Raw genomic sequence first — 19,039 nt, forward strand, 5'->3', positions numbered from 1 at the left:
CTTGGCTCACAGAACGACATGGCTACGATCCGACTTAAGGGCCGTGGTGATCCGTAAGGATTACACGGTGTACGAAACCACAGGCCACCGCGAAGAAACCGATAAACTCATTGAAGTGCTGCAGCCTTATGGCCTAATTGAATTTGTGAGGAGCGCACGTGTGGCCATCATCAAAGATAGTGAAGGCTTCAATGCTAAATTACGGGAGTTTGAAAGAAAAGAACCCGGTCAGGATGTCGTTGAAAACGAATACCTAGACAAACAAGATAATGTATTTACCATGTAATAGACTTAGGTCTATTGCTTTAATAAACAACCATTCATAAAACCAATAACAAGATCATGGCAAAATTAAATTTCGGCGGAAAAGAAGAAAATGTAGTAACACGTGAAGAATTTCCGTTATCAAAAGCACAGGAAGTATTGAGTAAAGAAACTGTAGCGATCATCGGCTACGGTGTTCAGGGCCCTGGGCAAGCTTTAAATCAACAAGACAACGGCATCAAAGTAATAATCGGACAACGTAAAAATTCAAAAACTTGGGATAAAGCGATTGCTGATGGATTTGTTCCAGGTGAAAACTTATTTGAAATTGAAGAAGCATTAGAACGTGGAACCATTATTTGCTACTTACTTAGTGACGCTGCCCAAATTGAATTATGGCCAACTGTTAAAAAACACTTAACTCCAGGTAAAGCATTATATTTTTCTCATGGATTCGGTATAACCTTCAACGAACAAACAGGAATTATCCCTCCACCTGATGTAGATGTTTTCTTAGTTGCTCCTAAAGGTTCTGGAACTTCATTACGCCGCATGTTTTTACAAGGTCGTGGGTTAAACTCAAGTTATGCCATCTTCCAGGATGCTACAGGTAAAGCATACGATCGGGTGATTGCTTTAGGTATTGCTGTAGGTAGCGGTTACTTATTCGAAACTGACTTCAAAAAAGAAGTTTTCAGCGATTTAACCGGCGAGCGTGGAACGCTAATGGGTTGTATCCAGGGTATTTTCGCTGCACAATATGATGTGTTGCGCGCCAACGGACACTCCCCTTCTGAAGCATTCAATGAAACCGTTGAAGAATTAACACAAAGTTTAATGCCATTAGTAGCAGAAAACGGAATGGACTGGATGTATGCCAACTGCTCTACCACGGCACAACGCGGTGCTTTAGACTGGTGGAAAAAATTCAGAGATGCCACTAAACCGGTTTTCGAAGAATTATATGAAAGCGTAGCTACAGGTAAAGAATCACAACGTTCAATTGATTCTAACAGCCAGCCTGATTACCGCGAGAAACTAAATGCTGAACTGGCAGAGCTTCGTGACAGCGAATTATGGCAAGCGGGTAAAACGGTACGTAGCTTACGTCCAGAAAACCAACCAGCAGAACAAGAAACTCAAGCTTAACCCTAAAAAACTAACCCTCATGGGAAAAACATTAGTGGAAAAAATCTGGGATGCTCACGTCGTCAAAAGCGACGTGGGTTTTCCCGATATTTTATACATTGACACACACTTCATTCACGAAGTGACCAGCCCTCAAGCCTTTGATGGTTTAAGAAAAAGGGGCTTACCGGTATTTAGACCAAAACAAACAATTGCCACGGCAGATCATAATGTGCCTACATTGAACCAGCACCTACCCATCCGGGAAGAGCTTTCCCGTTACCAGGTAGACATGCTGACAAAAAACTGTGCGGAATTCGGTGTTGAGCTTTACGGCTTAGGACACCCTTTTCAAGGTATAGTGCATATTATCGGTCCGGAGTTAGGTATTACCCTTCCCGGTTCTACGATTGTTTGTGGCGACAGTCACACATCTACCCACGGTGCTTTCGGCTGTATCGCTTTTGGTATCGGAACTTCACAGGTGGAACAGGTTATGGCAACGCAATGTGTGTTGCAGCAAAAACCTAAAACCATGAAAATCGAAGTAAATGGCGAACTAGGTAAAGGTGTTTCTGCAAAAGACATTATTCTCTATATTATTTCACAAATCTCTGCTGCTGGTGGAACAGGCTATTTCATTGAATATGCTGGTACAGCCATTAAAAACCTAAGCATGGATGCGCGCATGACCATCTGCAACATGAGCATCGAAATGGGTGCCCGCGGTGGTTTAATTGCACCTGATGAAACCACTTTCGACTACGTAAACGGTCGTGAATTTGCACCTAAAGGCGAAGCCTGGGATCAAGCATTGGAGAAATGGAAAACCTTATACAGCGATGAAGATGCTGTTTTCGACAAAGTGCTTGAGTTTAATGCAGCGGATATAGAACCCATGATTACCTATGGTACTAACCCTGGCATGGGCATGGGCATCAGTCAGCACATCCCTACTACTGCAAGTCAGAACCCATCAGAACAGCCTTCTTTCCAAAAGGCTTTAGATTACATGGGTTTTGAAGGCAATGCGTTATTAGTTGGCAAACCGATCGACTATGTATTTATCGGCAGCTGTACCAATGGCCGCCTGGAAGATTTGCGTGAAATTGCTGCCTTCGTTAAAGGCAAACAAAAAGCACCACACGTAACGGTTTGGATTGTGCCAGGCTCTAAACAAATTGAGCAGCAGGCCATTGCCGAAGGATTAGATCAAGTATTTCAAGCCGCAGGTTTTGAATTACGCGAACCAGGTTGCAGTGCATGTTTAGGGATGAACGAAGACAAAATCCCTGCTGGAAAATACTGTGTTTCCACTTCCAATAGAAATTTCGAAGGTCGTCAGGGACAAAACTCCCGCACCTTACTGGCCAGTCCCCTAACTGCAGCGGCAGCTGCCATTACCGGGAAGGTGACCGATGTAAGGGAAATGTTAAAGGAACTAGCCGAGGCTTAGGCCATTAAACTAAAAGATATACTGATGAACAAATTTGTAAAATTGACCTCTACCGTGGTTCCTTTACCGGTTGAAAATATTGATACCGATCAGATTATTCCTGCACGCTTTTTAAAAGCAACCACCAGGGAAGGTTTCGGTGAAAACCTGTTTTGCGATTGGCGATACGATGCCAATGGGAATAAAAGAGAAGAGTTTGTATTGAACAACCCTACCTATGGCGGTGAAATTCTGGTAGCGGGCAAAAACTTTGGTTGTGGCAGCAGTCGCGAGCATGCAGCATGGGCCATTCAGGATCATGGATTTAAAGTAGTGATCAGCAGCTTTTTTGCCGATATATTTAAAGGAAATGCCCTGAACAACGGTTTATTGCCTATCCAGGTTTCCGACGCTTTTTTAGTAAAAATATTTGACGAAGTAACCAGAGACCCTAAAACACAGTTGCTTGTTGACCTCCAGGAACAGGTGGTAGAACTTCAATCGACACTGGAGAACGAATCTTTTGAAATCAATGCCTATAAAAAGTCATGCCTGATAAACGGTTATGACGATATCGATTTCATTTTAAACCAGAAAGAAGCCATCACGGCCTTCGAAAACAACCGCATTTAACATGAACGAACCTTTTGTCCATATCTATAACCTGAGCCTTCACTACCGTAAAAATGTGGTATGGAAGGCGCTTTCCTGGAATATCTACAAGGGAGAGCAATGGTTGTTAAGGGGCAACAGTGGCAGTGGTAAAACCAGCCTGGCAAAAGTTATTGCTGGTTTAATGCAGTGCAGCGGCACCATCAAGGTGCGGTACGATGAAGCTGCAAACGCAGCGGCAAAAGTATTGTATGTAGCACAATGGTTTCCATTTAAGGATAAACAAGGCACATCCAATTTTTATTACCAACAGCGCTACAACAGTAGCGAAGCCCAAGCCAGTGTTACCATATGGGAAGAAATGACCGCTTATGGTAACAAAACAGGAAGACCGGAACACGATATACTCGAGGTATTAAAGTCGTTAGACCTATTACACCGCCGTGATGCCTCCTTAATTCAGCTTTCCAGTGGCGAACATAAGAAACTGCAGTTATGCAAAGCTTTATTATTGCAGCCGCAATTATTGATATTAGATAACCCTTATACGGGTTTAGACGTTAAAACCAGGGGAAACTTAAATGCCCTGATTGATAGCGCCTGTGCGCAGGGCATGCAGCTTATCCTGATTAGCAATGATGGAAACGAGCCTTGCTGCATCAACCGCTATGCTACCTTAAAAGAGGGAACGCTTTACACTTCTATAGCGAAAGAATTGCACGACATCGCTACCGATGGCCCCTTTACTTTCAATATCCCTGCGTTTTTAACCATGCCGGAAACGGAAGAAAGAGAATTGATAAAGGTTAAAAATGTCTATGTAAAGTATGGTGATAAAACTGTATTAAAAAACATTAACTGGTCCGTAAAGACTGGTGAAAAGTGGATATTACAAGGCCCTAACGGTTCTGGAAAATCAACCCTTCTCAGTCTGCTTACCGGCGACAACCCACAAGCCTATGCCAATGAGATTTACTTGTTTGGAAAAAGAAGAGGCAGCGGCGAAAGCATCTGGGATATTAAACGAAACATCGGTTTTATCTCTCCAGAGCTGCAGTGGTATTTTGAACCCTCTTCTACTGTTTTTCAAGCGGTAGCCTCAGGTTTCTTTGACACGACAGGTTTATTCAAAACCCTGAGTGCCTCACAAAGTGAAAAAGTTAGACAGCTGCTCCAGTTATTTGACCTGAGCGCTGATGAACATACCTTATTAACACAACTCCCCATAGGGAAACAACGCCTGGCCTTATTAGCCCGGGCAATTATTAAAAACCCGCCATTGCTGATCCTGGATGAGCCTTGTCAGGGCTTAGACCAGCAACAAACGCGGTTATTTAACCAATTGGTCGATGCTTTATGTACCGCCAACCGAACTTTAATCTATGTAGGGCATTTCGAAAACCGCCTGCCAGCAAGTATCGATAAACGAATTAGCCTTGACCGGGGTGTAGCCACCCAAACAGCTATCATTTTAGAACAGGAGATAAACACATGAACAAAAATATATTAGTAATACCAGGTGATGGTATTGGTCCGGAAGTAACGACCTGGGGAAAAGCCGTACTGGAAAAGATAGCCACAGCCTTTGGTCATCAATTTACCTTTGATGAAGCAGAAATGGGCCATGTAGCCATTGAAAGCACAGGCAACCCACTGCCCGATGAAACTTTAGAAAAAGCGAGAAACAGCGATGCCATCCTTTTTGGCGCGGTAGGTCATGCGAAATACGACAACGATCCTTCGCTAAAGATTCGTCCGGAACAAGGATTACTGAAAATCAGGAAAGAACTGGGTCTTTATGCTAACCTGCGTCCTATTTTATTATTTGATGAACTCCTGAATGCTTCAAGCATTAAACCTGCAATATTGAAAGGAACAGACATTTTGTTTTTCAGAGAACTGACCGGCGATGTCTATTTTGGCGAAAAAAGCCGTTCTGAAGACCGCAATACGGCGTCAGACCTGATGATCTATCACCGCTACGAAGTGGAAAGAATTGCGCATAAGGCTTACCAGGCGGCCATGCAACGCAACAAAAGATTGTGTTCTGTTGACAAAGCCAACGTACTGGAAAGCTCACGTTTATGGAGAGAAACCGTGCAGGAAATTGCAAAGCAATACCCGGAAGTAGAAACAGAGCATATGTTTATCGACAATGCAGCCATGCAACTCATCAAAGATCCTAAACGTTTTGATGTGGTGTTAACGGCTAACCTCTTCGGCGATATCCTAACCGATGAAGCATCACAAATTGCAGGATCCATGGGCATGCTGGCTTCCGCCTCTATTGGTGATGGTACCGGCTTCTTCGAGCCCATCCATGGCTCGGCACACGATATTGCAGGCCGAGACCTGGCCAACCCCCTGGCTTCTATTCTATCCGCTGCCCTGATGTTAGACATCAGCTTCGGCTTAAAAGCAGAAGCCAAAGTGATTATAAGCGCAGTAGACCAGGTTTTAAAAGAGGGCTTCCGCACTAATGACATTGCCGATGAAAGCATTAACCCCTACAAGGTTTTGGGAACAAAGGAAATGGGCCAGCTTGTTATCAAATTTATTTCACAAAGCACAAACACACATTAATACACACCGATATGTTACACGATCCGAATAGAGTTTACGTATTTGACACCACCTTACGCGATGGCGAGCAGGTACCAGGTTGCCAGTTGGCAACTGACGAGAAAGTAGTAATTGCCAAAGCTTTGGAGGCTCTTGGTGTGGATGTGATTGAAGCCGGCTTCCCGATTTCTAGCCCAGGCGACTTCCAAAGTGTTGTGGAGCTTTCTAAGGCAGTACAAGATCCTATAATTTGCGCGTTAACAAGAGCTAACAAAGGCGACATTGATGCTGCCGTGGCTGCATTACAATACGCTAAACGCCCACGTATCCACACCGGTATCGGTGCTTCGGATATGCACATTAAATATAAATTTAACAGTACCCGTGAAGCGATTCTGGAACGTGCCGTTGATGCCGTAAAATATGCCAAGCAATTTGTAGAAGACATTGAATTCTATGCAGAAGATGCCGGCCGTGCTGATGACATCTTTTTAGCACAAATGGTGGAAGCAGTTATCGCTGCAGGTGCTACTGTAGTGAACATTCCCGATACCAATGGCTACTGCCTTCCTGAGCAGTATGGCGCAAAAATCCGCTTCCTTAAAGAAAATGTTAAAAATATCGATCAGGCGATTATTTCAGTGCATTGCCATAATGATTTAGGATTAGCTACAGCTAACACGCTTGCTGGCGTATTGGGTGGCGCACGACAGATCGAATGTACCATTAACGGTATTGGCGAACGTGCCGGAAACACTGCTTTGGAGGAAGTGGCGATGATTCTAAAAACCCACCATGCTTTAAATTTACATACCAACCTGAATACCAAACATTTTAACGAAATCAGTGGCATGGTAAGCCGCATGATGCGTATGCCGGTACAACCTAACAAAGCCATCATCGGGCAAAATGCCTTTGCACACAGTTCTGGGATTCACCAGGACGGCTTTTTAAAACACCGCGAGAACTACGAAATCATGAACCCGGAAGATGTAGGCATCAACCAGGCAGACATCATCCTCACAGCACGCAGTGGCCGCCATGCGTTGAAACACCACTTAACTCGCTTAGGTTACAATAACGACCGTTTGAACCTGGAAATTGTTTATGAACGCTTCCTGGTAATGGCTGATGAGAAGAAGGAAATTACTGACGATGACTTGCTTTATTTAATGAGTGATGGTGAAGATAATCCTTATAAAAATGGCTATAAATTAAATCTGTTGCAGGTATTATGCGGCGATCCTTTAAGCCCAACAGCCAACATCAGGTTAGAATACAATGGCGAAGAATTTGAAGCCATGGCAAAAGGTAATGGCCCCGTAAACGCAACCATTAAGGCCATTGACAGCATCATCGGCAAACAAATACAACTTAAAGATTTTACCATACAAGCCATGCATGGTGGTAGCGACGACATTAGTAAAGTAAATATGAAAGTTTCCCATGATGGCAAACAGTATATCGGTTATGGATTCAGTACTGATATCGTTAAGGCTTCGGCTAACGCTTACCTGGATGCGATCAATAAATTTTTATAATCATGAATGTAACTAAAGAAGTAGAATTTGATTTTTATGCCGCAGCAGCGAGAATCAGTGACACCGTTAAAAGAACACCCTTAGTTTATAATGCGGGACTTTCAAAAAAGTACAACGCAAATATTTACCTGAAGCGGGAAGATTTACAAATTGTACGCTCTTATAAGTTACGTGGTGCCTATAACCTGATCAGTTCGTTAAGTGAACTGGAAAGAAAAAATGGAGTGGTTTGCGCCAGTGCGGGTAATCACGCACAGGGTGTGGCCCACTCCTGTAAGAAACTGAATATTCAGGGCGTGATCTTCATGCCTGAAATCACACCAAAACAAAAGGTAACGCAAACTGAAATGTTTGGTGGCGACAACATTAAAATTGTATTAGTAGGTGATACGTTTGATGACTGCATGCGGGAAGCTTTAATTTATACGGAAGCTCACCAGATGCATTTTATCCCCCCATTTGATAATGCTAAAATTATTGAAGGTCAGGGAACTGTCGGAGTAGAAATATACGAAGACCTGCCTGACCTTGATGTAGTAGTGATGCCTATTGGCGGCGGCGGACTGGCGGCTGGTGTAAGCAGCTATTTGCGCCATACAAAACCAGGGGTGCAATTGATTGGTGTGGAACCTTTAGGTGCCCCTTCCATGAAACAAGCGTTAGAAAACGGCGGTCCAATTACCCTTGATACAGTAGACCGCTTTGTTGACGGTGCTTCTGTAAAAAGAGTAGGTGATTTAAACTACCAGTACTGTAAAGAACTGTTAGATGATATGATCCTGGTACCTGAAGGAAAGGTGTGTACAACTATCTTAAAGTTATACAACCAGGATGCCATTGTTGTAGAGCCTGCAGGTGCTTTATCTGTTGCTTCTTTAGATCAGCTGAAAGATGTCATCGCAGGTAAAACCGTTGTATGTATCATCAGTGGTGGCAACAACGACATAGAGCGAATGCAGGAAATAAAAGAAAAGTCCTTATTGTACGAAGGCCTGAAACATTATTTCATCGTTCGTTTCCCACAACGACCAGGCGCTTTGAAACAATTTGTGAATAATGTGTTAGGTCCACATGACGATATTACCCGCTTTGAGTTTATCAAAAAAACCAACCGAGAAAATGGACCAGCGTTAGTGGGGATAGAATTAGCAAGGCCAGCTGATTATGAACCGCTTATCGAAAGAATGAAAGAATTCAAATTTGAGTATATCGATTTAAATAATAACCATACCTTATTCGAGTACCTGGTTTAACCATTTTAGATATTTGTGGCAAAATATTTGCTTCCAGTTTGTAAACACAAGCATATGAAACAAAGCTTTTTACTCCTCCTTTGCATCGCTACACTAGGTTTGGCATCCTGCAAGAAAGAAAATATTTACTACGAAACACCAAACAGGACGTTTAATTATACCATACAAAAAGATGAGTGGGTACTAGATGAAAGTGTTTTTAATTATACCGTTAATTTAAATATCCCTGAATTGGACCAGGTTACACTGGATGATGAAGGTCTGTTAGTATACATCAACCACCCTATAAATGAGAATAGCTATATTCAAGTTCCTTATACCTACGATACTGAAGCATATAGCTATGAATTATATAATGGTGGTATTGCTATTGATGCACAGAGATCTGGCGATATTAATACAGCACCTATAAAACCTGAAAGGACAATAAAAGTAAAGATCGTACTAATCCCATCTACATTCGTGCCGTAACTTAAAACAAGTTATTTACACAAGTAAAAGAGGCTGGTCATTGTAAAAATACCCGGCCTCTTTTATACTTTTATAAGAAATGTATTACGGGCTGTAATACTCTTCATTTAACAAAGTTAACACTTCACCGTATTAAGACGGACATACAATGTGTTTACTTATACTCGCCTGCAAATATCCATGCTTTTTATGCTCACCCCGATTCAATTGAATCGCTCTGATCTGCACCCCCTCCCGTTCAAGCAGCAGTTCTTCATAAAAACCTTTATAATAAACATCTTTGACCTCGAAACGGCGACTATTCCAGGAACTTTTCAGCTCCACCCATTCCGGGTAAATCACCACTTCTTCACCTTTGGTGTGAAGCCCTAGTTTCTCTGCATCAACAGTGTTTAGCACATTGGCATTCCCCAATAACCGGGCGGTATAGGCGTGTTCAGGATGGTTATATACATATTCAGGCGCGCCTTGCTGTACCAGTTGTCCGTCTTTAATCAGCAATAACTTATCCGCAAGGAACATCCCGTCTGCCGGATCGTGAGATACCAATACTACGGTAACCCCCGTTTCAGCCACAATTCTTTTGATATCCGCACGTAACTGGTTTTTAAGCAAAGCGTCTACCTGGCTAAATGGTTCATCAAGCAGTAACAAAGAAGTATCGCTAATCAACGCCTTGGCGATAGCCACACGTTGTTGCTCCCCTCCACTCAACTCTGTAATCTTTTTATCTCTTAAATGCTGGATGTTTAGATGCCCCATCATTTGTATCGTTTTCTCCTGTTTGGCCTTCACATCTGTATTGGAAAGCATAGAAGCAATATTATCGTAAACCTTGGCATAGATGTTCAGTGAGAAATCCTGGGTTACCATTTTCATTTCCTTGTGCCCCGGTATCAGCTGCTCATCTGGTCCTTTAACCCGCTTTCCCTGGAACAAGACCTGGCCTTCATCTACTTTGAGCAACCCATAAATACATTTTAGTAAGGTTGATTTCCCACTTCCGCTTTCGCCAAGGATGGCGATGATCTGTCCACGCGCAATATCAAAACTGATATCCCTTATGCCTGAATTCTGGGTATTTTGGTATTGTTTAGTTAAATGCTGTACGCTGATGACTTGTTCCTTCACTCCGTAAAGATAATTTTTTTGACACAAAAAATCCCGCAACCCTAGGGATTACGGGACCGGTTAATATTTGTGTGTGTGTATATTTTGTTTGACGATAGTATATTCAATTAGTTTAATATGCTAAGTATAACTACCGGAACTTATTTCATTTAGTCCAACTGCATGGCAATGGTGGTATTAATTTAAACCAAAAGTGACCCCGAACGACATGTATTTCAAGCCTTTTTGTGCCGGACTGTCGAACATATCGTTAAAATAGTATTTAGTAAAGAGACCTAATCCACCGTAACCTATCCGCGCAGTACCGCCATATCGCAACGTTTGAAAATTATAGTCGTCTTTATACTTAACTTTTCCGTTCTCTTCACTCACTTGTTTCACTTTTCCGTTTAACAGAAAACTCACTTCCGGGCCAACTATAAAGTAGAATCGCTTTCCATTATCATTTTCTTTAGAACGGAATTCAAAGTTTAAAGGAATATGTGCATAACTGTTAGAGAAACGGTTTTTCTTGAAATGGATATCCTCTTCCACATACTCCAGATTCGGCGTTGCCTTCTGAATGGTAATATCATTCCTCAACCTGATTAAGGTCCAGTCGAATCCACCTGCAATATACACCTTAAAATGGGGGTTAAAACGGTAGCCAAATTGCAGCACATCAAAGGAAACAGTAGAGGTTTTTACGCCTTTATAACTTAAAAATTCGTTTGTTGGCGACAAGTTGAAACTTCCATTATCTATTAACTTGGTAAAGCCAAGGTCTACACGTGTAAAGGTAATCCCACCAAGAAAACGACCTTTAGATGCTTGCCTCAACTTTGTACTATCATTATCGTTTCGTATCTCCAAGCTTTTTTTCTTACCCCATCTGATGGTAAATACATTTTCCTCGTGATTGGCAGTACCCTCACTCTTTTTTTTAACGGTATCTGTTGTTTGTGCATGTAGGGCTTGTGTCATCGCTCCGGCCAGTCCGCCAACCAGTATTGCGGCAATAAATAAGTTCTTCATCTTGTATTTTCGTTTTTATTGGTATTTGTTATCTTTTCGCTCTTTGTTTGGTATTGAGTTTTATAATGCCAATGTTAATGGATATCAACGATGTCTGGTCGTCATCATTGGGGTCAAAATGCAGGATCTTCTCCTCCCGTTTATCTATTTTATCTACTACGAAGTTTACCAGGTCACCTACGTTACTTATGCCTTTCCTTCCTTGTAATGTATTATATTCATTAGAAAAGGCATCCAGTTCAGGTATTTCCTGTATCCCTACCATGGTCTCTTCTTTTGGTGTAGCAGTAACCAGTGCCGGTCCCATTTCGTGAACCAATATACTTTCATCCTGTAGCTGGCTCTCTTCATTACGGCTACTAACAAGATGCCCGTCCTGTGCAGATGGTTGCATCACCAACAATTCTTTTTTACCAGATTTTTTACGTGGGGCAGCAGACACCTCGCTAACCAACGCTTGTTTTGAAACAATAGGCGACATTGCATCCTGTGGGGTTTTCAAGCCAGATACTGGAACTACTTTCGGTTTTGGTGCATCAATTACCGGTGCGGTAGTAACTACAGGCTTCCTTGCTGTGGTAACAAACTCAGGCTGCCCGCTAATAACACTATCTTCCTGCTGATTAAACAAGAGCGCTGCGCTTACTGCAACAACCGCTACCGCAGCAGCCATCCATAACATCGGTAAACGCTTTTTAGGTGTTGGTGTTAGCTGAGCGTCTACATTAGCCCAAAGTTTGGCTGGTGGCGTCATTTCGGCCTCCGCCAATTGATCTTTAAAGAACTGGTCAAACTCCTTATCCTGCATAGGTTCCATAATTAATACCCTCCATCTTTATAATCTTCTCCTTTAAAATAGCCCGGGCTCTCGATAGTTGCGATTTACTCGCCCCTTCCGAGATTCCAAGCATCTCCGCAACCTCTTTATGTGAATAACCTTCTATGGCATATAAATTAAAGACCATGCGGTAACCATCTGACAGTTGCTGAATCAATTTCATCAGATCTTGCATTCCCAGTTTACTAAAATCAAAACCTGTTGATGGTTGTTCGTTAGCCTCTTCTATTTGTACCACGGCCAGATTGCGTATGTTCTTTCTATAACTGCCAATGGCTGTATTCACCATTACCTTCCTGATCCAGCCCTCAAAAGAACCGTCACCACGATAATCATGTATTTTTTGGAAAACCTTTACATAGCCCATTTGCAGGCAGTCCTCAGCCTCCATATGATCTTTTGCATAACGGAGGCAAAGGGCGAACATCTTAGCGGAGGTCTGCTTGTAAAGCAACTCCTGCATCTTCCTGTCGCCGGCCTTGCAGCCCTCCATTAAATCGTCAATTGTATAGGTTTTAATCAGCTTCATCGTTTGCGTTGGTATAATGAAGATGCAGAATCCCTGATAAAGGTTGCAGGACTTTAGAAAATTATTTTTTAGGCTTAAAAAGCGTAAAATTCTGCTTGTATATTAAAAAGAAAGAATGGTTAAACTGGAGTTGTTTAGCGGATTGGTCCAAGTCTATATGTGGCTCTAAACGCACATCAAGATATAAATTAGGGATCAGTTCTTTCTGGTAAGCATAACGCAATGAAACTATATTTCGTTTCTGCTGGGTATACCCCTGGTGGTTAAGGGTATTGGAAACCGACTCATATAAAGGCATTCCTTTAATGGAAATAAATCTATTTCCCTTCCAATACGAAGCTACAAAACTACCAAAGGTAGTCTCCATACCGGCGTTTAGCCAAATGCCAAATCCACCCTGGTAGGCACGTCTTTTATCAGAAGAGAAGTCTTTATAAACCGCTAAATAATTATCGGTGTACACAGACTTAATTTTAGTATCAATTACCTTCCGTAGTTTGAAACCCGTAGCACCATTAAAAAGGGTAGTAATAGGGATCTCCTTTAACACATCGATTTGACCACCTTCGTGGTAAACCATAAATTGCGCTGGAATGCTCAGTTTCAAGCCATTTTGATCAGATAAGGTGGTTTCTGTCGTTAGCCCACCCACAATCTCTTCCTTGGTGGCATCACCCTTATAAATCATTTTTTGCCAGGCGATCCAGGCGTCGAGCTTAAATTTCTCTTTCTCAACTAATAACTGGGTGCCATATTCAATTGGATTCGTAATCTGTTGCTCAAAGTTATACAGGGGTTCTATATAATCGTGATTAATACCACCTTGCAAGCTTCCGAAAATGAGGGTGAGGTCTTTCTTACTGTATATTAGGCTAAATAAAGGCTTCGCATCATAAATGCCATTATCACCAAAGTCTTTCCTGATAAATGCACCAGCGGTAATGGCAAGGTTAGGGTGTGCCTGGTAAACCAGTTGAGGCTGCAATTGTGTGCCATACAGGGTATATCCATCGTGAAATTCGTTGGTGTATTCGTAATTACGGACATAATTGAAATTATAGAAATTTAATTGTAACTGGCCAGTTGCGGCACTATCCGGACGGATGTGATTTTCAATAGCAGTTGGGTTAAACTGTCCAAAAGACACAGTTAACAACAAACTCAAACTCAGGGTAAGTAGTACTTTTTTCATAAAAATTATTCTCCCCGTTTTTTTCTATAACTTTTATACCACTTCACCGCCATCATAATTACGGTAGAAAATAACAACAGTCCAACTAAACCATACAACCAGTCTACAGCGCTTTTCAACACTACGGTAAAAACAATGGCCACCAAAAAAATGGTCGCCACTTCGTTCCATAGGCGCAGTTTAAATGAACTCAGTTTAAAAACTCCGTTTTTAAGCTGGTTCATAATATGTTGACAAGTAAAGTGATAAGCTAATAAGCCTATTACGAAAGCAAGTTTGACATGCAACCAGGGCATTTTTAGCAGACCTGGCCTCAACACAATCATGGTAATACCAGCAACAACGGTTAATACCATGGCAGGCGTGGTAATAATGTACCACAATTTGTGTTCTATCTTCTCGTATTCTCGCTGCAGGATCAGCCTTTCATGTTCGGGCCTATCATTAGCTTCAGTGTGGTATATAAACAGGCGTACGCTATAGAACAATCCGGCCATCCAGCTTACAACAAAGATAATGTGGACAGCCAGAACGTATAAGTAAGCCATGTTAGGTTAGTATTTAAATTCCTTTACCACCTCAATTGCATATTTCACATTGTCGAAAGGAATATCTGGCATAATACCATGACCCAGGTTAAAAATAAACCCTTTCTCTCCACGCATGCGTTCAAATAATTGTAAGATATGTTTTTTAATTACTGGTTTATCAGCATATAAAATATGTGGATCCAGGTTTCCCTGCACTGCCATACCAGCTGGAAGGCTGTTTTTAATATTTAACAGGTCGGCATTCCAATCTACAGATACCACATTTGGTTTTGCTTCAGCCATAATCGGCGCAAATACAGAACTTCCTTTACAGAAAGAGATTACAGGAATATCTTTTCTATTTAAATTAGCAATGATCTCCTGAATATAACGGTGCGAAAACTCCTGGTAATCATTCCATGATAAGGCCAGGGCCCAGCTATCAAAAATCTGAACGGCATTAACACCTGCAGCGATCTGCATATTCAGGTAATCGGTGGTAACCTTTGCAATCTTAGAAAGTAACAAGTGTGCAACTTCCGGTTTATTATGTATCAGTAATTTGGTCTTTTTGAAGTCCTTTGATGAACCACCTTCAACCAGGTAACTCATTACTGTAAAAGGTGCACCAGCAAAACCAATTAAAGGAATTTTATTATCCAGACGTTGTTGAATCACTTTAATGGCATCGGCCACATATTGTAGTTTATCGAGTACGTCAATTTCTAAAGCTTCTACATCAGCTAAAGTGCTCACAGGATTAGCGAAACGAGGACCAACACCCTGGGTAAAGCTTAAATCGCCACCCATGGCTTCCCCTGTTACCAGGATATCAGAAAATAAAATGGCAGCATCAATGCCCAGCAAATCTACTGGCAACATCGTTACATCAGCGGCAATTTCTGGTGTTTTGCACATTTCCAGAAAAGAATACTTGTTTTTTATCTCCCAATACTCGGGCATAAAACGGCCAGCCTGGCGCATCATCCATACGGGTGGACGTTCGGTTTGCTTTGAAAAAGCAGCATCTAAAAATAACGTGTTCATCTGATTGTATAAGAGTTTTTATAAGCTATCTGCTTCTTTCTCAATTCGTTTTATAATTTCCTTGGCCCGTGGTGTACTCACCATATCTTTTGCCCTTTCAAGGTAGGCCAGGATTCTTACTTTGTCTTTTTTACGTAAAGCGAGGTTGGCGAGGTGGATCATCACAAATACCTTATCGGTCTTGCCCCCTAACGGAAATAAGCTCGCCAGTTGGAAATGGTGTTCAGCTTCTTCGTATTCTTCACGGTGCAAGGCAATATTTGCCCGCATAAATTCATAATACCCTCTTCTGCTTTTAGCCAGGCGTTCCGGATCAGGAACCTCATCCAATGCGTTCTCGGTAGCCTCGTAATCGCCATTTTTAAAATGTTTAGAGGCCAGTAACACCGAGCTCTGCTTAAAATGGCTCCATATTAACAATGCCAGTAACAACCCCAAAAAAGCAGCGAGCTGATTTTGCTGGTAAAACAGGCATCCTATGGCTGCAACAGCCGTAGCCATCATCAGTGCATATCTGCCCTTAGCGCTTAGCATTATTGATTATTTACGTCAGTAAATTTATACCCTACTCCCCTGATGGAATGGAAATAAACAGGGTTCTTTTGATCAGGTTCAAAATATTTACGGAATGTTAAAATAAAATTATCTATCGTACGAGTGGAAGGATAAACATCATAATTCCATACCGTTTCCAGAATCTGCTCTCTAGATACTGCTTCGTTTTTACGCTCAATCAGTAACTTTAATAACATCGTTTCCTTTTTGGTTAATGGAACTATGGTTCCGTCATCTTGTTTCAGCTCGAATGAATTGAAATAAATGGTCTTATCGCCTATTTTATAGGAATTAAGTTCTTTTAAATCATCCGATTTCATGCTTCGCTTAACCAGGATACCAACACGAAGAATAAGTTCTTCAAGATTAAAAGGTTTAACCAGATAATCATCAGCCCCTTTCTTTAAGCCCATTACACGGTCTTCACTCGTATTCTTGGCAGTCAGGAATAAAATAGGAACCTCTGTGTTTTCAAGTCGTATAGTTTCACATACCTGGAAACCATCCATTTCAGGAAGCATTACATCCAGAATAATCAAGTTAAAACGCTCTTCCTTAAATACCTTAAGTGCAGTTTTCCCATCCTTAACAGCATGGACTTTGTAACCCTCTAATTCAAGGTTAAGTTTTATCGCATCTAACAAGTGGTCTTCATCTTCGACCAATAAAATTCTTAATTTCTGTTGCATAGGAATCAACTAAATGTAACTTCAAAAATTGTACCCTGTGGCACATTATCTTTAACACTGATATCAGCGTCGTGGTTTTGTAACACTTCCTTAACGATAAAAAGGCCTAAACCTGTACCTTTTGCTTTCCTTACCCTTTCATCACCCACACGGTAAAACTTATCAAATATGAGCATTTTTTCTTCATCGGGAATACCCGGGCCATTATCTGCAACTTTTAAGAACGCATGGCCATTAACTTTTGAAAGTTCTACACTTACTTTTGCACAGGGTCCAGAGTATTTCACGGCATTTTCCAACAGGTTAGTCAACACAGAAGATAATGCAAACGGATCTCCACTAAGCTTTACACCCGGTTGTATGTTGGTTGTTATGTTCTGGTCGCAATCGCAAGTGTGAATCTGCAAACGATCAGAAACCTTCTGTACCAGTTCAGAAAAGTCGAATTCCTCTTTCGGAAACGAATAAGAACGATTTTCAATTTTCGTGGCCAAAAGCATGTTCTCCACCAGGTCGTCTAAACGCTCAATATCTTTTAAGGAGTTACTTAGCAAGGATTGTTGCCTGGCCCTGTCTAAATCTCTTTTAACAATAGTTTGCAAAGAAAGTTTAATGGCAGCCAGTGGCGACTTCAATTCATGCGTAACCGACAGCAAAAAGTTAGTTTGCTGTTCGTGCAAACGATCTTCCTTTTTAATAGACCGGTGCAGAAAATAAGCACCTATGCAAAGCAGAAATAAAAACACAGATCCTTCGCCCATAATCATAGCCATCCTTGAAGGTTGCAGTTTAATCACCAACATCCCCCAGGAAATCAGCTGTACCAAACTATACAGCAATAGGCAATAGAATATGACGATGGATTTTTTCATGTTATTTGCTTCTGAAAACAATCTCGAGTGATTCAATGATCGCTCTTTTTGCTTTTTCTAATTCAATTTTAGTATGTGCAGCAGAAACAAAACCTACCTCGTAACCAGAAGGACCTAAATAGATACCTCTGTTTAACAATTCACGGTGCATAATTTTAAATTTCTCCATGCTTGCCGGATCAATATCCTCAGCACATCTAATTTGTTCCTTTTCGGTAAATGCAAACCAGAAAATAGAACCTATATAAAAGATTCTTACCTTATAATTTCTTGCGGTAACAAAACGCTTAATGCTTTCTGCAAATTCAGACGTTTTATTGTTCAGCTCTTTGTAGAAACCTGAACGCAGTAACTCCGTTAACTGTGCAATACCAGCGGCCATTGCTACCGGGTTACCTGATAAAGTACCGGCCTGGTAAACCCCTCCCTCAGGAGAAATATGTGACATAATTTCCGCTGATGCACCATACATACCTACTGGTAAACCACCGCCAATAATTTTACCGTAGGTAACGATATCAGGTTTAATGCCATAGTATGCCGCAGCACCTTCAAAGCCTAACCTGAAACCTGTAATCACCTCGTCAAAAATGAGCAGGGCTTGGTTCTCCTTACAAATATTTTGCAGAAATTCAATGTAGATTTTATCCTGAATCAATAAACCGTTGTTTGCCGGAACACCTTCAATAATAACCGCAGCAATCTGATCTTTAAACCGGGTAAAAGCTTCTGTTAGCGCTGTTGTATCATTTAATGGTACAACGATCGTTTCGGCTGCAAAAGACTGCGGTACCCCAGCAGAAGAAGATTCTCCAAAGGTAACCAACCCAGAACCTGCTTTTACTAACAGGGAGTCGGAATGGCCATGGTAACAGCCTTCGAATTTAAGGATCTTATCACGTTTTGTATATCCCCTGGCCAGGCGTATAGCCGACATTACCGCCTCCGTGCCGGAGCTGGTAAAACGGATTTTTTCAACCAGTTTATTGTTTTTAATAATAAGTTCTGCTAGTTCATTTTCCAATGCAGTTGGTGCACCGAAGCTCATACCATTCTGCATCACTTCAGTTACCTTCTCACGAACTTTAGCATTGTTGTGTCCAAGGATTAATGGTCCCCAGCTGCCGCAAAAATCTATAAACTGGTTACCATCGGCATCCCAAACATAGCAGCCATCACCTTTTTGAATAAACAAAGGTGTACCGTACACCGATTTGAAAGCCCTAACCGGTGAGTTTACACCGCCAGGAAAATAAGCCTTGGCTTTTTCATACAGCTCTGCAGATTTCTCGCGAGAAATATCGGGCTTGCTTCCAGCGCTTGCAGGCATATCGCCTTCATTTCCAGAAAATATTTTTTTTAAAGACTCTAACATA

Annotated in this window: 19 protein-coding genes and 1 pseudogene; 9 read left to right on the forward strand and 11 right to left on the reverse strand. The window is 41.6% G+C overall.

Features of this window, described 5'->3' with window-relative positions; all coding sequences use genetic code 11:
- The 9 genes and pseudogenes from ACR2F3_RS08030 to ACR2F3_RS08070 all read left to right on the forward strand — a co-directional run.
- A pseudogene (locus tag ACR2F3_RS08030) lies at positions 1–286 on the forward strand (hypothetical protein); the annotation flags it as partial.
- A gap of 56 nt (positions 287–342) precedes the next feature.
- Positions 343–1,413, forward strand: a complete 1,071-nt coding sequence (ilvC, locus tag ACR2F3_RS08035) for a ketol-acid reductoisomerase (protein ID WP_432709466.1) — start codon at positions 343–345, stop codon at positions 1,411–1,413.
- Between the two features lie 19 nt (positions 1,414–1,432).
- On the forward strand, positions 1,433–2,848 hold the full coding sequence (leuC, locus tag ACR2F3_RS08040) for a 3-isopropylmalate dehydratase large subunit (protein WP_432709467.1): 1,416 nt from the start codon (positions 1,433–1,435) through the stop codon (positions 2,846–2,848).
- Positions 2,849–2,872: 24 nt separating this feature from the next.
- A complete protein-coding gene (leuD, locus tag ACR2F3_RS08045; RefSeq protein ID WP_432709468.1) occupies positions 2,873–3,460 on the forward strand; it encodes a 3-isopropylmalate dehydratase small subunit in 588 nt (195 codons plus the stop codon).
- 1 nt (position 3,461) lies between these two features.
- A complete protein-coding gene (locus tag ACR2F3_RS08050; protein ID WP_432709469.1) occupies positions 3,462–4,934 on the forward strand; it encodes an ATP-binding cassette domain-containing protein in 1,473 nt (490 codons plus the stop codon).
- Positions 4,931–6,022 (forward strand): 3-isopropylmalate dehydrogenase, encoded by a 1,092-nt coding sequence (gene leuB / locus ACR2F3_RS08055; RefSeq protein WP_432709470.1) that lies wholly within the window; start codon positions 4,931–4,933, stop codon positions 6,020–6,022. The genes ACR2F3_RS08050 and leuB overlap by 4 nt, the downstream gene beginning before the upstream one ends.
- An 11-nt stretch (positions 6,023–6,033) precedes the next feature.
- Entirely contained in the window at positions 6,034–7,542 is a 1,509-nt protein-coding gene (locus ACR2F3_RS08060) for a 2-isopropylmalate synthase (RefSeq protein WP_432709471.1), read from the forward strand.
- A gap of 2 nt (positions 7,543–7,544) precedes the next feature.
- Entirely contained in the window at positions 7,545–8,795 is a 1,251-nt protein-coding gene (gene ilvA / locus ACR2F3_RS08065) for a threonine ammonia-lyase IlvA (protein WP_432709472.1), read from the forward strand.
- Positions 8,796–8,849: 54 nt separating this feature from the next.
- Entirely contained in the window at positions 8,850–9,266 is a 417-nt protein-coding gene (locus tag ACR2F3_RS08070) for a hypothetical protein (protein ID WP_432709473.1), read from the forward strand.
- A 132-nt stretch (positions 9,267–9,398) separates the two neighbouring features.
- On the opposite strand, the gene ACR2F3_RS08075 is transcribed toward ACR2F3_RS08070, so the two are convergent.
- From ACR2F3_RS08075 to hemL, 11 genes are all read right to left on the reverse strand, one after another.
- Complete coding sequence (locus ACR2F3_RS08075) at positions 9,399–10,397, reverse strand: ABC transporter ATP-binding protein (RefSeq protein ID WP_432709474.1); 999 nt, start codon at positions 10,395–10,397, stop codon at positions 9,399–9,401.
- A 177-nt stretch (positions 10,398–10,574) separates the two neighbouring features.
- Positions 10,575–11,411, reverse strand: coding sequence for an outer membrane beta-barrel protein (locus tag ACR2F3_RS08080; protein WP_432709475.1), 837 nt, complete (start codon positions 11,409–11,411; stop codon positions 10,575–10,577).
- 28 nt (positions 11,412–11,439) lie between these two features.
- Positions 11,440–12,228, reverse strand: coding sequence for a hypothetical protein (locus tag ACR2F3_RS08085; RefSeq protein ID WP_432709476.1), 789 nt, complete (start codon positions 12,226–12,228; stop codon positions 11,440–11,442).
- On the reverse strand, positions 12,209–12,778 hold the full coding sequence (locus ACR2F3_RS08090; protein WP_432709477.1) for an RNA polymerase sigma factor: 570 nt from the start codon (positions 12,776–12,778) through the stop codon (positions 12,209–12,211). Before ACR2F3_RS08090 ends, ACR2F3_RS08085 begins: the two co-directional genes overlap by 20 nt.
- A 61-nt stretch (positions 12,779–12,839) precedes the next feature.
- Positions 12,840–13,970 (reverse strand): hypothetical protein, encoded by a 1,131-nt coding sequence (locus ACR2F3_RS08095; protein ID WP_432709478.1) that lies wholly within the window; start codon positions 13,968–13,970, stop codon positions 12,840–12,842.
- Between the two features lie 5 nt (positions 13,971–13,975).
- Positions 13,976–14,518 (reverse strand): CopD family protein, encoded by a 543-nt coding sequence (locus ACR2F3_RS08100; protein ID WP_432709479.1) that lies wholly within the window; start codon positions 14,516–14,518, stop codon positions 13,976–13,978.
- A 6-nt stretch (positions 14,519–14,524) separates the two neighbouring features.
- Positions 14,525–15,547: a uroporphyrinogen decarboxylase gene (gene hemE / locus ACR2F3_RS08105; RefSeq protein ID WP_432709480.1), complete on the reverse strand. Its 1,023-nt coding sequence runs from the start codon at positions 15,545–15,547 to the stop codon at positions 14,525–14,527.
- A gap of 18 nt (positions 15,548–15,565) precedes the next feature.
- Positions 15,566–16,081 carry a hypothetical protein gene (locus ACR2F3_RS08110; protein WP_432709481.1) on the reverse strand — a complete coding sequence of 172 codons (516 nt, stop codon included), beginning with the start codon at positions 16,079–16,081 and terminating at the stop codon, positions 15,566–15,568.
- Positions 16,081–16,791, reverse strand: coding sequence for a response regulator transcription factor (locus ACR2F3_RS08115; RefSeq protein ID WP_432709482.1), 711 nt, complete (start codon positions 16,789–16,791; stop codon positions 16,081–16,083). Before ACR2F3_RS08115 ends, ACR2F3_RS08110 begins: the two co-directional genes overlap by 1 nt.
- Positions 16,792–16,796: 5 nt before the next feature.
- A complete protein-coding gene (locus ACR2F3_RS08120) occupies positions 16,797–17,663 on the reverse strand; it encodes a sensor histidine kinase (protein WP_432709483.1) in 867 nt (288 codons plus the stop codon).
- A gap of 1 nt (position 17,664) precedes the next feature.
- Positions 17,665–19,038 carry a glutamate-1-semialdehyde 2,1-aminomutase gene (gene hemL, locus ACR2F3_RS08125; protein WP_432709484.1) on the reverse strand — a complete coding sequence of 458 codons (1,374 nt, stop codon included), beginning with the start codon at positions 19,036–19,038 and terminating at the stop codon, positions 17,665–17,667.
- Between the last annotated feature and the right edge of the window lies 1 nt (position 19,039).

Source organism: Pedobacter sp. (genome assembly GCF_045627485.1).
In the GTDB taxonomy this organism is placed as follows: Bacteria; Bacteroidota; Bacteroidia; order Sphingobacteriales; family Sphingobacteriaceae; genus Pedobacter.

Bases quoted from the DNA above. Each gene is read 5' to 3' on its own strand.
- ACR2F3_RS08050 (WP_432709469.1), top strand. From the start codon at position 3,462: ATGAACGAACCTTTTGTCCATATCTATAACCTGAGCCTTCACTACCGT.
- ilvA (WP_432709472.1), top strand. From the start codon at position 7,545: ATGAATGTAACTAAAGAAGTAGAATTTGATTTTTATGCCGCAGCAGCG.
- ACR2F3_RS08100 (WP_432709479.1), bottom strand. From the start codon at position 14,518: ATGGCTTACTTATACGTTCTGGCTGTCCACATTATCTTTGTTGTAAGC.
- ACR2F3_RS08115 (WP_432709482.1), bottom strand. From the start codon at position 16,791: ATGCAACAGAAATTAAGAATTTTATTGGTCGAAGATGAAGACCACTTG.
- hemL (WP_432709484.1), bottom strand. From the start codon at position 19,038: ATGTTAGAGTCTTTAAAAAAAATATTTTCTGGAAATGAAGGCGATATG.
- leuC (WP_432709467.1), top strand. From the start codon at position 1,433: ATGGGAAAAACATTAGTGGAAAAAATCTGGGATGCTCACGTCGTCAAA.
- ACR2F3_RS08120 (WP_432709483.1), bottom strand. From the start codon at position 17,663: ATGAAAAAATCCATCGTCATATTCTATTGCCTATTGCTGTATAGTTTG.
- ACR2F3_RS08080 (WP_432709475.1), bottom strand. From the start codon at position 11,411: ATGAAGAACTTATTTATTGCCGCAATACTGGTTGGCGGACTGGCCGGA.
- ACR2F3_RS08110 (WP_432709481.1), bottom strand. From the start codon at position 16,081: ATGCTAAGCGCTAAGGGCAGATATGCACTGATGATGGCTACGGCTGTT.
- leuB (WP_432709470.1), top strand. From the start codon at position 4,931: ATGAACAAAAATATATTAGTAATACCAGGTGATGGTATTGGTCCGGAA.
- ACR2F3_RS08060 (WP_432709471.1), top strand. From the start codon at position 6,034: ATGTTACACGATCCGAATAGAGTTTACGTATTTGACACCACCTTACGC.
- ACR2F3_RS08090 (WP_432709477.1), bottom strand. From the start codon at position 12,778: ATGAAGCTGATTAAAACCTATACAATTGACGATTTAATGGAGGGCTGC.
- ACR2F3_RS08095 (WP_432709478.1), bottom strand. From the start codon at position 13,970: ATGAAAAAAGTACTACTTACCCTGAGTTTGAGTTTGTTGTTAACTGTG.
- leuD (WP_432709468.1), top strand. From the start codon at position 2,873: ATGAACAAATTTGTAAAATTGACCTCTACCGTGGTTCCTTTACCGGTT.
- ilvC (WP_432709466.1), top strand. From the start codon at position 343: ATGGCAAAATTAAATTTCGGCGGAAAAGAAGAAAATGTAGTAACACGT.
- ACR2F3_RS08070 (WP_432709473.1), top strand. From the start codon at position 8,850: ATGAAACAAAGCTTTTTACTCCTCCTTTGCATCGCTACACTAGGTTTG.
- ACR2F3_RS08085 (WP_432709476.1), bottom strand. From the start codon at position 12,228: ATGGAACCTATGCAGGATAAGGAGTTTGACCAGTTCTTTAAAGATCAA.
- hemE (WP_432709480.1), bottom strand. From the start codon at position 15,547: ATGAACACGTTATTTTTAGATGCTGCTTTTTCAAAGCAAACCGAACGT.